The 13,466-nt window shown below is 68.4% G+C and carries 12 protein-coding genes; 2 read left to right on the forward strand and 10 right to left on the reverse strand.

Features of this window, described 5'->3' with window-relative positions; genetic code table 11:
- Positions 1-53 precede the first annotated feature (53 nt).
- The 10 genes from KV205_RS19400 to casA all read right to left on the reverse strand — a co-directional run bounded on the left by KV205_RS19400 (position 54) and on the right by casA (position 11,145).
- Entirely contained in the window at positions 54-1,451 is a 1,398-nt protein-coding gene (locus KV205_RS19400) for a hypothetical protein (protein ID WP_265865703.1), read from the reverse strand.
- A 194-nt stretch (positions 1,452-1,645) separates the two neighbouring features.
- A complete protein-coding gene (locus KV205_RS19405) occupies positions 1,646-2,167 on the reverse strand; it encodes a hypothetical protein (RefSeq protein WP_265865704.1) in 522 nt (173 codons plus the stop codon).
- A gap of 629 nt (positions 2,168-2,796) precedes the next feature.
- On the reverse strand, positions 2,797-3,162 hold the full coding sequence (locus KV205_RS19410) for a hypothetical protein (protein WP_265865705.1): 366 nt from the start codon (positions 3,160-3,162) through the stop codon (positions 2,797-2,799).
- 718 nt (positions 3,163-3,880) lie between these two features.
- Positions 3,881-4,696, reverse strand: coding sequence for an ATP-binding protein (locus KV205_RS19415; protein ID WP_265865706.1), 816 nt, complete (start codon positions 4,694-4,696; stop codon positions 3,881-3,883).
- A complete protein-coding gene (locus KV205_RS19420) occupies positions 4,677-6,323 on the reverse strand; it encodes a Mu transposase C-terminal domain-containing protein (RefSeq protein ID WP_265865707.1) in 1,647 nt (548 codons plus the stop codon). Before KV205_RS19420 ends, KV205_RS19415 begins: the two co-directional genes overlap by 20 nt.
- 17 nt (positions 6,324-6,340) lie before the next feature.
- Positions 6,341-7,018 carry a type I-E CRISPR-associated protein Cas6/Cse3/CasE gene (locus KV205_RS19425; protein WP_265865708.1) on the reverse strand — a complete coding sequence of 226 codons (678 nt, stop codon included), beginning with the start codon at positions 7,016-7,018 and terminating at the stop codon, positions 6,341-6,343.
- On the reverse strand, positions 7,000-7,818 hold the full coding sequence (gene cas5e / locus KV205_RS19430; protein WP_265865709.1) for a type I-E CRISPR-associated protein Cas5/CasD: 819 nt from the start codon (positions 7,816-7,818) through the stop codon (positions 7,000-7,002). Before cas5e ends, KV205_RS19425 begins: the two co-directional genes overlap by 19 nt.
- A complete protein-coding gene (gene cas7e / locus KV205_RS19435; RefSeq protein ID WP_265865710.1) occupies positions 7,815-9,008 on the reverse strand; it encodes a type I-E CRISPR-associated protein Cas7/Cse4/CasC in 1,194 nt (397 codons plus the stop codon). Before cas7e ends, cas5e begins: the two co-directional genes overlap by 4 nt.
- A gap of 5 nt (positions 9,009-9,013) precedes the next feature.
- Entirely contained in the window at positions 9,014-9,595 is a 582-nt protein-coding gene (casB, locus tag KV205_RS19440; RefSeq protein WP_265865711.1) for a type I-E CRISPR-associated protein Cse2/CasB, read from the reverse strand.
- A complete protein-coding gene (gene casA, locus KV205_RS19445) occupies positions 9,592-11,145 on the reverse strand; it encodes a type I-E CRISPR-associated protein Cse1/CasA (RefSeq protein WP_265865712.1) in 1,554 nt (517 codons plus the stop codon). Before casA ends, casB begins: the two co-directional genes overlap by 4 nt.
- A 1,109-nt stretch (positions 11,146-12,254) precedes the next feature.
- On the opposite strand from casA, the gene KV205_RS19450 reads away from it, so the two are divergent.
- On the forward strand, positions 12,255-12,623 hold the full coding sequence (locus KV205_RS19450) for a hypothetical protein (protein ID WP_265865713.1): 369 nt from the start codon (positions 12,255-12,257) through the stop codon (positions 12,621-12,623).
- A 179-nt stretch (positions 12,624-12,802) separates the two neighbouring features.
- On the forward strand, positions 12,803-13,207 hold the full coding sequence (locus KV205_RS19455) for a VOC family protein (protein ID WP_265865714.1): 405 nt from the start codon (positions 12,803-12,805) through the stop codon (positions 13,205-13,207).
- Positions 13,208-13,466: the final 259 nt, after the last annotated feature.

Below are 13,466 nucleotides of genomic sequence, written 5' to 3' on the forward strand. Positions count from 1 at the left end.
TCGGCCTCGGTCACGTTCTCACTGGTCATCGGTGCATCCTCCATGATCGGGAGTTACACCGAACGATTTACAGTCCCGGTCGGCGAGAACCCGCTGCCGGAGTTCGGCGCGGGGTGTGTTGTGGGCGAGGCGGCCGTAGCGGGTCTGGTAGGGGTGAGGGCGGAGCGGATGCGCTGGTACAGGTCGGGGTGCTGGCGGACGAGTTCACTGTAGGCCTGGTCTGCTGCCTGCTTGAGCTTGGTGTAGCTGGGGTCGGCTTGCTCGGCGAGTGTCATGGTGTCGTTGAGGTCGGTGATCAGGCGGGTGCATTCGGCGCGTCGTTGGAGGAGCGCGGCGAAGAGCCTGCGCCGGCCGGCGAGTTGTTCGATCTGGGAGGCGCTGCGGGCGCGTCCGGTCGGTGTGAGGTCGTGGAGGCGTTTGGTCGTGGGGTTTTCGGCGGCCGGTGCCAGGTCCGTGAGGCTGTGGTTGAGCTGGTCGCGCCATCGGTTGAGGACGAGGGGATGGCACAGGGCGTCGTCTCTTGCATCCTGCTGGGTGGCGTCGGCGATGAGCCGGCGGCGGAAAGCGTGGTCGTCAGTGGCGAGGAGTTGTTCGACGGTGTCGTTGACGGGTGCTGTGATCCAGCCGTTGTCGATGCTTTTGGTGATCTTGTCGCGGATGCTGCGGATGGGGGCGGCGGCGTTGTGGGGTACGCCGGCGGCGGTAGCGATGGCGTGGACGAGGGCTTCCTTCTCGTCGGCGAGGTAGCGGCCGAGCCATGCGCGGGCCACGTGCCGCGGGTCGTCGCTGCGTGGCGGGAAGGGCAGGATGCCCGCTGCGGTGAGTTCGGTGATCCGGCGTCGCTTGAGTAGCTGTTCGGCTTCCAGCAGGCGGCTTCGGATGGCCTGCTGCTGTTCGGCGAGCAGCGTGGTGTGTGCGTCGCGGCCGCGGGTGAGGGCGTGAGTCTCACGCTGGAGCTGGCGGTCGTGCAGGGCGTAGGTGAGGGCGTCGAGGCTCTGCTGGATGTGGTCGGGTCCGTAGAGGAGGCCGTCGAGGCCGGTGCGGCGTAGTCCGCAGGCGTGGGCGGTGACGACTTTCGCGTGGTCGAGGAAGCTGATGTTGATGAGGTCGGCCAGCTCGTACAGGGGTAGGCGCCATGGCTGCGGGTCGGGGGTGCGGGTGGCGTGGAGGCCGATGCCGGGGCCGGTGGGTGCGCGGTGGGGTTGGGGGTGGCGGGTGTGGGGTTCCGTGAGGTCCAGGCCGAAGCGCAGGTTGAGGTAGCGGGTCTTTCGCCCGCGGTGGAGAGCTGTGGTGGGGCGGTCTCGCAGCGTGCGGCACAAAGCGTGCTTTCGCGCCCCGCAGGTCGGACAGTCGATCGTGGTGACCTCTTTGGAGGTCAGGCTCCACAGTGCCGGACGGACGAGGGCGGTGCTGCTCGCCGAGGGCGGGCGGGGTGGGAATGTGGGGCGCATGGCGTGAGGGTGCCGGTCGGCACGCCGGTGGGCTGAGTATCAGGCCGCCCAGATCCCTCGAATGGCCCCACCATGATCGAACTCACGCTTCGTGCACGTGCTTGAGTTCCTCCGCGACGGCTGCTGCGGAATCTGAGACAAACCGACGGTAGCCGAGCCGGCGGACAGCAGGCCCGAGGTTCGGAAGAAGGCCCCTACAGTGGCCGGCCGACGTCCGCGAGCACTCCATCGGGAATTCCGTCACGCATCAGCGGAAGCGCCCGCTCGAAGTCGCTCAGAAGGCCACCTCCGTCGTAGGGCCACAGGTCCATGTCCGTGACCGCCACGCCGATATATGCGCGGCCGGGAGCATCGTTCCAGGTGGGATCAAGAACGGCACCGTCTGAACGGACCACCCAGGCGTGCGGGAGATGGAAGTCGAGGCCTTCGTGTGTGAGCGCTAAGCCCTCCGCGTAGAGCAGGCCCTCACTGCGATGGGCACGGGCGTATCGGGCCGCGTTGCTGTAGCAGAGCCGGTCAGGCATGCCGACGAGGTCGGGCGGGCTGGGCATGGCGGTGAACCGCCGACCGTGTTCGAGGAGCAGGTGGTACTGGCTGGGGTGTCGCCAGCCAGCTGTTCCTGGGCTCACCGACTCGGTGAGCTGGGCGTACTGGCGGATGACGTGAATCAGCTCGTCCTCGCCCGGGTTCGTGAACGTGGCGGCAGACTCCGTCATCCAACGCGCTCCTCGTACATCATCAGCGACATGGAGGGAATTCTGGCACGCGTGTCTGCGCGAGGACGTAGTGCTCGGGGGCAGTCGGCCCAGGCTTGTGTGATGCGTTCTGGGCTCCAGTCGTCTTCGAATCTTCTGGAGGGTGACCGCAGCGGGCCCTGAAGGTGGCCTCGTCGATGTGCAGTCGATCAGGACGAACCTGAGAGCCAAAAGATTCTCGGCGCCTCTCATCACCGGCCTCGCCACGGAGGCCGAAGGACGTCGAAGCCCTGCCGACGACGCCGGTTCGACCACGTTCTCGTTCGCCGATCTGTTCGGCGGCCCCGGCCCTGGCAGCGCTACTCACTGCGCCGGGCCGTCTCTGCTGGCAGCCGCTTCTCACGCTCGGGTGATGGGCGTGATGTGCAGCGCGTGGAGGGGCTGTCGGGGTGTTGCGGGGAGGACCTCGAACCACGCCTGGCCGTTCCAGTCACCCGCTCACGCTTCATGCACAGCTCCTGATCTTCGCGAACCGGCTGGCGCCGGAAGACGAGAACCTTAGCCGCCTGCGCTGACAACGCCCTGCCCGTGAGCGGCAGCGGGCTTGGTCCTACGTCATCGACGAGCCAGGCGGCTCCTGCCGCGGCAGGTCACATGACCTTCTCGATGATCGCGGCGAGGCGTTCGACGGAATCCTCGTCGTGCCCGCGGGCCACCATGAACCCGAGGATGATGTCCCGGCCTACGCCACCTGCCAGCAGGTCAGGCAACACACGCTCGGCACCGTCGGCGCCGAACCCGCGGGACCACCCGTTGTTTCCGTAGCTGTGGATGTCTTCCAGCCGGGTTCGCTGGGCCGGGTTCCATGACTCAAGGGTTGTCTGGCCGTCGACGAGGTTCACGGCGTGTGTTTCCATCGCCCATCCGATCAGTGGATCGGACTTCAGCTCGACGACTGCGAGCGCACCGTCGCGGGCGTAGGGAAGCGCGCGATGCATGTCGCGGTAGCGGGGCACGTACGCGAGAACTGCCCGCCGGTTTCCGCTCGGCCTCTTGCCGCGATCGGTGACGGTGTCGCAGATCTCCGAGAGTCGCCTGATGGCGTCGGGGCCCCATGCTCCACTGATCCTGGGTCTGGGTGACGAGTACAGGCTTTGTACCGAGGGTATTGGCTTGCCGCAGGGTCCATACGGCGGCCAGTTCTGCGGCGATGTCTAGGCTCCGCGCAGGATCGTCGTTCGGCACCCACGCCGCGGTGTACGTCGTGTCCGTCATGTCGTCGACGTTAGCGCCGCCGTGCGACGGTACGGTCGCGCCGACACACCGCCCGCGGAGGCCGGGGGCTGTCACTGAATCTGAGGAGGGCAGGGGCGTCGTTCAGACGTCGGTACAGCCGCCGGCGCGGAACCAGTCGTCCTCGGCCCAGGCTTGATAGGCGGCGGTCTTCCATCCGTTGAGACGGGCAGCGCGTCGACTGCGTGCCTCACCTTCGAGATAGGCGCGCGCACAGCCTCTGGGCCTGTCTCCTCCAGGAGGTCGGTCAGTTGCAGGCGGATGCTGCTGAGGGTCCGCCCGGCCTGGGCGGAGTAGAGCTCAGCGCGGTTGAAGACGTCGAAGTGGTGGCCAGCATGTTTGGTAAGGAGTCCGTCCCAGTGCCCGGGCGGGGTGACGAGGTACTCCAGCCAGGTGGGGCTATCCCTCACAACGCGGGCCGCGCGTTCGAAGCGTCCTATGTCACATATACCCGTTTGCATCATGCCGGTCCTCGTATGAGCGGTCTGCCGAGTCCATGTCGGCGAGGACGAAGCGGGCCAGTTTGCGGCTGAAGCCTGTCTCCTTTCGCTCGGGGGCATCGATGGCTTCTTGCAGGTGGAAGGTGAGGGTGGCCCAGCTGCGGAAGTTGCCGTGGCAGGCGAGGTCGTCTGCCCACAGGAGGTCCTGGGGTGACACGTCGGCCCAGACGGGGTGGTAGCCGGGCATGGTGTCGATGATCTCGTCCGGGCGCAGGGGCGCGTATTGCTGCCAGAGGCAGATGCGGGAGGCGAGTGCGGCGCGGCTGCGGATGCGCCGGTAGCAGTTCTCTCCGCCGACGAAGACGACGGCCAGGTGGTTGCTCTGGTCGGCCCACAGGTTGCGGATGTATTCGAGGACGTGATTGGTGAGGCCTTGTGCTTCGTCGATGAGGATGACGCGTGGCTGGGCGGCGAGGCTGCTTCTGATGAGGCGTTCGGTGGTGCGGTGGCCTGGTTGGAGGTCGTCGGGCAGGGCGAGGGCTTCGGCGAGGTCGGCCTTGAAGTCGTTGAGGGGGTATCCGGGCGGGTATTCGAAGCGGAGGGTGGTTTGTGCGGCGAGGTCGTAGAGGTTGGTGTTGACGGCGATGGTTTTGCCGAGTCCTACGCCGCCGTGGATGCACATCATGCCGCCGGCTTTGATGACGGTTTTCAGGTGGGCTGCTGTGAGGCGTGTGGCGTGGGTGGGGCGGAGAGCGGCGCCGCTGAGACCGAGGTGGTGATCGGTGGGCGAGGGCGGGTCAAGGGTGTACGTCGTCATCGGGGTCCTTGTCGCGATCAGGCTTCTTGTGCCAGGAGGCGGTGGGCCCAGGAAGGCTGGGGTCCGGGGCTGCTGATGGCCGTACGGGCAGGGTCGGGGCGGTTGTTGTTTCCCAGGAGGAGGTGGGGTTCGGCACCGGGCGCGGATTGTCTGCGCTGTCCCGGGGAGGTTTCAGGCGCGGGTCCGAGTCGGCGTCGAAGCGGGGGCTGAGGAGGTGTGGCGGGGTGGTGTCAGTGACGGCGCTGTAGCGCTTTTTCAGGCTCTTCTCGGTCTTCTCCAGGCGCCGTCTGAGGGTTGCGGCCTGGCGTTGGCGTGTCTGGTGGAGTTGCTGTCGGCGTTCTTCGGCGTCGGGGTCCTTGACGCCTTGTTTGAAGCCGGACCCGAGGTACTTGCCGGTTTTGGCGTCGGTGAGTTCGATGCGCTCGTCGTGGTGTGGCATGTAGCGGACGGCGACTTTCATGCCGACGCGGCCGTTCATCCAGGTGTCGAGGTAGACGCTGTTGTTCCAGTGGACGCCGTCGCCTTGGATGATGAAGGTCTTGCGGGCGGGTTCGAGGGTAAAGGTGTGCAGCGCCTCGGGCGGGATGTCTCTGATGATGGTCAGGTCGTCTTCCCAGGCTTGGGCGGGGGTCCTGTTGCCGAGGTTGCGGATCTTGTGTTCGTGGTTCCACCAGCGGACCCACCTGAGGAGCTCCTCGATGAACTGCTCGAAACTGAGGAGGTCTTCGAGTGGGGGGCATCGCCGTCCCGGCTTCGTGGTCGGGCGGTCGGTGTAGCCGGGAAGGCCCTTGAAGAAGGTGTCGGTGACGGCGCCGTTGATCGCTTCGATGGTGCCTTTGAGTTCGGGGCGGCGTGGGGGCAGGTCGACGCGCCGGATGCAGAAGGCGGCGAGGGATTCTGCGACGGTGCGACACAGGAAGTCTTTGCCGCGGTCGATGCGGATCAGGCCGGGGGCGCCTCCGAAGGGCCCGTGGTGGCGTCCGCGCAAGATCGCGGCGCGCAGGGCGACGAGGATCGCTTCGCGTGAGGGTTCGTGCGGGGTGATGGCAAGTCCGCAGATGCCGTCGGTGGAGGCGTCGGCGAACCACGTGATGTGGGGGCGGACGGGCGTGTTGTTGAAGTTGACCCAGACGTCGGCGGTCTTGTGGTCGCCTTCCCAGGCTTCGTTGCGGTTTCCACGCTCGCGGGTGTTGTGGACGTCGTAACGGCGGCGTGCGGTTTCTCCGCCTTTGAGGCCTGCCAGGTGGCCGGGGTCGAGTTCCTTGGTGATAACGCCGTGCAAGGTGGCGTAGGAGTAGCGGCTTCCGGGTTTGCCGGGGATGTCGAGGTGGCCTTCGGCTGCGAGTTCGCGGTGTGCGGCGGCGATGTTTCCGCACCAGCGGGCCAGCGCGTCGTGGATCTGCGGGGTCAGTCTCAGGCCGTCACGCTGCTTGCGGGTGTAGGTGCCGTTGTGGGCCTGGGCGTTGGCGATCCAGTTGCGGATGGTTTTGGTGCTGCAGCCGAAGGCCTGCGCGACGTGTCGTCGGTGCTCGCTGGTGAGTTCGCCGCTCTGCTGAAGGCGCAGAAGGTTGCTGATCGCGGCCTGTTTCAGGGGTTCGGGGTCGGGTGGGCGGTTGTCTGCTGCCATCGGCGGATGTCGTCTTCCTAGGCGGGTGCGAGGGAGAGGAGTCCGGCGCCGTAGGACTGGCCGCGGCCGATGCCGCGTACGAGGGCGGCGCCGAGTGCGGCGGGGTCGGTGACGTGGGCGGTGCCGTCGAACTGGACCAGGCGGTGGTGGGGGCCGGGAGCGGCGCCGGGAGGCCGGCGGAAGGGGCGGGGTTCCATCGTGATGGTGGTGTTCAGGGTGAGGCCGGCGTGGGTTGCCCGGCGCTGCCACCAGGCCAGGGCGTCTGGTCCGTGGAGGGCGATGACGGATCCGCGGCGGACGGGAGCGGGCGGGTGGGGGCTGGGGGCGGGGTGGCGGGGTGGCGGGTTGTTTCCGATGCGGGTGGAGGGGTTGGCGGTGATGCGGTAGCGCAGGTGCAGGCCGGGGGTGAGGTGGTGCAGGACGGGGGCGAGGTCGGTGGTGCGTGCGGTGCCGTAGCCGGCGGGCAGGCCGGCGAGTTGGGGTGGGTGGGTGGTCTGGACGTAGAGCAGCGGTGTTTCGCGGTCGGGTTCGAGGCGGAACAGCAGGCCGGCGGTGCGGCGTGGGTGGGGGCAGCCGGGTTCGTGGACAGCCAGGCGCATGAGGGTCTTGTGCAGGCCTACGTAGTCGGCGAGGTCACGGCGTACCGCGGGGTGGGCGGGGTTGAGCCGGATGAGGGTCAGGCGTGCCTGGTGCATGGGCGGTCCTGATGGATGTAGTCGGTGAGTACCTGTTGGGGGCGGCGGCCGGCGTAGAGCCGGGTGGGCAGGTTCTCGGTGGTGTGCCAGGTGCGGCGTGCGGCGTACTGGCGGTTTTCGGGGGTGTAGTCGAGCGGGTGGTCGGCGAGGTCGTGGTGGCTGTCGGCGGGTGTGTGGGTGGGGGGCTGTTCCCAGATGAAGGTGACGGGAACGGTCTCGGCTGTGGGGCGGGGTGGGTTCGGCAGGGTGAGGGGGGTGTGGTGCAGGAGGTGGTGGACGGGGTCGGGCAGTGGTGGGCCGAGGACGAGGGGTTCGTCGGGGACGCAGGCGCGGCGTCCGAGGTAGGGGGCGTAGTGGGGGTGTTCGAGGTGGTCGGCGATGGTGTGGATGAGGGGGGTGGGTCCGGTCAGGGCCAGGGTGAAGGCTGCGTCGGTGAGGTAGAGGCGGTGGGAGGGGAGGGCGGAGCTGTGGGGCGGGCGGTGTTTGCCGGTGCTGGTGCGCAGGGACATCGGGCGGGGGTAGCCGCCGCCCGTGACGTGGAAGTCGGTGGAGAGGGTGCCGGGTTTGTCGACGCGGATGGTGCAGGCGAGGTCGTGGTAGGTGGGGTGGCCTGGTAGGTCGGTGAACGGGGTGAGGGCCTGGTCGCGTGGGCGTCCGGCTGCTGCGGCGAGCATGCCGATGAGTGCGGAGCGGGTGGGGCGGGGGTTGGTGTCGCGGTGGGTGAAGGCCGCTTGGGTGCCGTAGGCGGCGAGGGGGCCGGCCAGTCGCAGCAGAAGGCCGCTGATCGGGGTGGTGTTCATGAGGCGGCGGGGAGTTGGGCGTCGTGGACGGCGGCGGCGATGAGGTCGTCGAGGCTGTCGTGGTGGGGGCCGAGGTGGTCGAGGGGGGTGGGGTGTGCGGTGGTGTGGCCGTGGCCGACGAGTCTGCGGGTGCCGATGAGTCGGTTGGCGTAGGCGGCTTCGGCGGTGAGGGCCTGGCGGCTGGGGACGAGGTAGCCGCCGCTGTGGGTGGCGCGGACGGGCTGGTCGAAGGCGGAGGCGTAGGAGACGGGGCGGCGGTCGCGGACGGTGTAGTGGATGGTGTCGGGCAGGGTGTGGGGGGCGGTGGAGTTTGCCTTGCCCTGGGGCAGGGTGGTGGTGAAGGTCTCCATGAACAGGGCGAGCAGGTCGAGGGCCTGCTTGGTGTCGCCGTCGAGGTTGCGGGTGAGGCCGGTGAGGTTGACGTTGGCATAGCAGTAGAAGACGCCGGCGGTCAGGAATGCGGTGTTGAGGTGGGCGCTGCCGCTGTCGCCGGGGGGCTGCCACTCCTCGACCGCGGTGAAGAAGTCTGGCTGGAGGTCGCTGGTGTGCGTGGTGAAGGCCCAGGCGACCTGGGCGGCGCCGGTGACGTTGCTGGCGTCGTGGCCGGCAAGCATGCGGCCGAAGAGGCTGATGCAGGCGGTGCGGCGCGCGAGGATGGCGCTGATGTCCTTCGTCGGCAGGGCGGCTGGCGGTCCGTCGTCGCCGTTCTTCGTCCTACTGGTGCGCTTGGTCTGGCCGGACGGTGATGCGTCGGCGCGGGAGGCGGCCAGGGCTTCTTCGAGCTGGGCGCGCTGCCGGGTGCACAGGGCTGTGAGGTCGTCGAGGAGACCGGTCTCGGCGGTGTAGATCATGGCCTGGGTGCGGTGGCCTGCGGCCGGGTCGGTCTTGAGTCCGCCTTTGATGGCGCTCCTGGCGATCTGCTCTCCTGCGAAGGCGGCGAGGTCGTCGGGCCAGCCCGCTTGTTTCAGGGCTGCAGTGACGCGCGGGGGGATCATGCGGGTGCGGACTGCCGGTTCGGCAAGCTCCTCCTCCATCTCCATGCGATCGGCGCGTTTGATGGACTGGCTGGAGATCGCGCCGCGGACCGTGTTGCCGATCGAGAGGGTTTTGGGTTCGCCGTATTCCCCGCGGTTGGGATTGGCGGCCGGGACGCTGCGGAGCAGATGGATGTCGATGTAGCGGGCGCGCATGCTTGTCAGTCCTCCGTGTCGGGGTGGGGGCGGTCGTCGTCGGGGAGGGCGAGGTAGAAGGAGTCCATCCAGCGGGTGACGACGGCGGGGCGGTCGATGTCCCACAGGCTGAGGTCTTCGAGGAGGACCGCCCAGTCGGGGCGGCAGCCCGCCTGCAGGAGTTGTTCGGCGAGCCCGGGCAGACGCGGGTGCAGGACGTCGGTGGACAGCCGGGCCAGGAGCTGGAGCTTGTTGTCGAAGGCCTGGGCGCTGACGGGTCGCCGGACGACGGCGGTGGCGAGAGTGGCACCGAGGTTGAGCCGGCGGCGCCACTCCACGGCCTCGCCAGCAGGCTCCGCGGTGGGCGGGTGGTGGTGGGTGTGCGGTTCGAGAGCGATGAGGGAGGCCACGGTGTAGTGCGCCCGTCGGGCGCCGTATCCGTGGGCAGGGCGGGTGAGGTAGCGGTGGAGTGCGGTGCACTGCTCGATGCGGCGGCCGCGGCCTTGGGCAAGGGCCGCGCGGATGCCGCTGGTGGTGCACAGGTCGCGTACCTGGGTGACGAAGGCGTCGTAGTGGGCTCGGCGGTCTTGGGTGGCGATCGGAGTCATCGGCGGTCCTTGGGCCGGGGTGCGGCTGTCTCGCGGAGGGTGACGACGGCACGGGCGAGGGCGGGGCCGGCGCCTCGCTGCCGGGGCAGTGCAGGGCCTGCGGCTGTGCGCAGGCTGTCGACGGCCTCGTAGGCGAACGCGGGAAACGCGGGGCGGTCGGGGTGGTGGTTGATGAGGTTCCAGAAGACGGTTTCGGCCCGGGGCCAGTAGGCGGCGAGGGCCTGGCGCGTCCAGAGCGGCTGGTGCTCGGTGCCGCGGTGCGGAGGCTTGCTGCTGCCTGCGTTGGGCAAGGTCGCCTCCCGCCATGCCCGGGTTGCGGCGCGGGCCAGGACCGCGGCAACGGTTTCGGCCGCGAGCCGGCATTCGGCGATCCGCGCGGCCATGAGGGGATCCTTTTCCTGGGCCCAGGTCCAGATCGGCGGGGTCAGGGCCGAATACCAGGCGCGGTTGTTGGTCTTGGCTTCCTGGTCGAACCCGAGAACGCGGACCTGCAGGTGTGTGACGACGTCTGCAGGCAGGTCGTTGAGGCTGGAGAAGACCTCCGGGCGGCGCGCGGTGCTGGTTTCGTCACCGGCCAGGACCAGGGTGTCCAGGTCCAGCCACACGGCGCGGTCGGTGTCCGCCCGCTGGGGCATGTCGCGTGTCTCGGCCGGCTTCTTCGGGTCAGTTCGGATGATCAGGTACGGGTCGGTGGCCGGCAGACCGCTCTGAAGCGTCGCCCACGTCAGGTAGGCGTTGGTGACGTGGCTGCCATCAGCGTCCGGCACGAGAAGCACCGCGTGGCGGGAGCGGCCGGTCAGGATGCCCCCGGGCCAGGTCACCGCGGCGGGCGGCGCCAGAGGGTCACGCGGAGCGGGCTCTTCCCACGGACACCGGTCGGGCTCACTCTGGCCCGGCCCCCGGTAGGGGGTCAGGTGGAGCAGCATCGACTCGTACAGGGTGCGGCCCCGGGGATGGAACGAGACCGTTCCTCTGATCGGTCCAGCGCGCAGACTCGCCTCGGTGACGGTGTCGACAGTCCGGGCAGAGCAGCGTCCCGAGCGCCCGTAGTAGTGGTGGACGAGCAGGTGCCAGGCCGCTTCGTGGCTTGTGACAGGACGGGGGTGGGTGTCGGTGTGGACGGAGAACCAGGCAAGGTTGTTGCCGGCCGGGCGGCCGTGCACAAGCGCGTTCACGCCGGCGGCCTCGCGGCACTGGCCGGCCAGCGAGGGGTCCTGCAGGAAGGGCCGCTTGGTGTCGAACAGGTCCCACGTGAACATGCTGAGGTAGGTGTCGACCGCCTCCCGGTCGAATCCGCCCTTGGCCACAAGAAGCCTGGCGCGTTGTTCGTGCCAGTCGCTCACTGGCATGTCGGGCTGGTCGAGCGTGGTGAGGCGCGCCGTGATGGCAGCAAGGAGGCGCCACAGCGAGGACTCGGCGGGCGGGATCGGCAGCGCCAGGTCCTCGATCTCGTGGGCGTGGTGGAACAGGCTGCGCAGCCCGACCATCCGGTCGGTGGTGCGGGCGAGGGGAATCCAGGGTCGGGTGGCGAGACAGAAGCTGGGTGCCATGGAACGTCTTCTCGAGCGTGGTCTGGGGCATGTGCCCGGCCGAGGTCTGATCGTGGGCGTGGAGGGGCAACCCGCTCATGCATGCATGAAACCCCTGATCAAGGGTGGCGGAGGGTGCGCAAGCCCGGGACAGTGCTGGCCATTTCAGGACAGCATCCGGTGCCGGAGCAGGGACAGTGAATGCGAACTAGTCATACGAACCGGCGGGAGCGCGGCCCCCCAGACAGCGTGCGGCATGGCACCCGGCGTGCGCCCCCGAGCAAGGGGCGTGCGCCGGAGGGGCAGGACCGGCGGCTGATCGCCGCTCCCGGGCGACAGGAGGAATGCCGCAGCTCTACCCGCCCCCGCCCTTGAGTGCGTTGCCGAAGCGCGAGGCGCCCCGCGCCGGCGAGAGTCGATCCTGTCGCTCCAGGACGTAGCCGCCAGGGGGAGAGTGATGGTCGCCTCGCCAGTGCCCGAGGATCCGCAGAGCGAACTCGCTCGATGGCTCGACAACTATCGTCGGCTGCAGGTGGGCGATGAGACCTGGGTGTATCGGAGCTTCGCCGACCTTGTCGCTGAGCACGGCTCCTTCTTCCGTCCGGCACCATGGCCGACAGGGGAACCGCAGACGCCAGGCCGCTGGTCCGACAGAGCCGGCTGGGTCTACGTGGAAGGTTTCGTGCTCGTCCCTTCCGTCCTCCCGTTCACCGTCTTCGAACACGCGTAGTGCCTGGACGAGGAGGGGAAGGTCGCCGACCCTGCGCTGCCGGACGGTATGGCTGCTGGATACCTCGGTGTCCCGCTCACCAGCAACTTTCGCCGCGAGCAGCAGCGCCTCCGCAGGACGGACGCCGTCTTCGCCTGAGACCCGTCCAACCCTCTGGCCGGCCTCAACGAGCCGATCCTCCGCACGGGTCTGCCTGACTGTGCGCTGGCCACTCGGGCAGCCGCTGACGGCCGGGGGCATAGGGCGAAGCAGTGAGGGATCCCGTCGGCTCTGGCATCACAACCGTGCAGGTGTTCATGGCGGGTTGAAGGAGGGCCTGGAGGGCGGTGGTCTGGGGAGCTGCGTTTCTGGGCGGCGCGCTTGGGGTGCCTCCCGGTGTGGGCATACCGCTGGTGGCGTAATGGCAGCTTGGTCTGGTTGGCCGATCACTCTGTTTCTGCTCATCCCCGTCGGCACTGCCGTCTACGGGCGTGTCCGCGACTCCTCCAGCGTCCACCCCATCAACCCGGCGCGGGACGGACAGCGCGTTCTGACCTGCTGCAGCGCCGCTCACCTCGCCGAGCTGCAGCAGCACTACCGGCGCCGCCCCTTCGTCAACGAAGAGCTCTGGGCGATGAAGATCGACCGGGCCATGCGGCAGCACTCGCACAGGCTGACCAATGAGCAGCTCATACGAGAGACCGGGCTCAACCTAATTCAGCTGGAGGCATCCGCCACCTGGCGCTACCGCCGTCACTACGACATCCCGAAATCGGCCGGAGAGCAGTGAAGCTGCGCCATCTTGAAGTGGCTGGTCAGGGTGCAGGTGTGATGTCTTTTTTCGGGGTGCTCGTGCTGGTCGTGGGCGGCAGTCTGGGGTGTAGATCGTCTGGCGGGGCGGTTTGGCCGATGAGTTCACCGTCCTCGAACGGTCTACCCAGCGACACGACCGTTCTCGACAGAAGTGCCATGTCCACCATCCAGCCAGTGATCTTGACTGCCGACCACGACGCCCTGCTCGGCTTCTATACGAAGCTGTTCGGCGCCAAGGAGATCTTTCGGGTCCCGGCGGAAAGCCCGGCCTTCTACCTCGGCTTGCGCATCGGCGACACCGACCTCGGGCTGGTGTCCAAGCCCGACCCGGGGACTGGGGCGGCACCGCGAATCCTGCTCAGCATCGATGTCGACGACGTCGACGAAACGCTCGGCCGGGTGGAGGCGGGCGGCTCGATCAGCAGCGGCCCCAACGACATGCCATGGGGACAGCGCGTCGCCCATATCCAAGACCCCGACGGCAACCCGCTGAACCTCACCCAGCCGATCCCGGCCTGTTTTCGGCAGGGTGAACGGGAGCCACTCGGGCAGCGGGAATGAGAGCCACGTTCGTCCATCCGCGGAAGGGATGGTGGCCGCCTAGGTCCATGATCGGCAATGGGATTGAGAGCCACCCCCTTCGGGTGGGTGACTTCCGGGCTGCTTGACGGGTGGTCGGGGTGTCAGCGTCGTGGCAGAGCCGTGTCCCTGACAGGCGCGGATCAGAAGGGCCCGGCTCTGTCGTTGCCGCCCAGCGCAGGTTGGCGCTCGCCGCACTGAGAACCGTGAGTAGTCAAGCGCCTGGAGGTCTGCGATTTCG

The organism is Streptomyces sp. SKN60 (assembly GCF_026236535.1).
GTDB lineage: Bacteria > Actinomycetota > Actinomycetes > Streptomycetales > Streptomycetaceae > Streptomyces.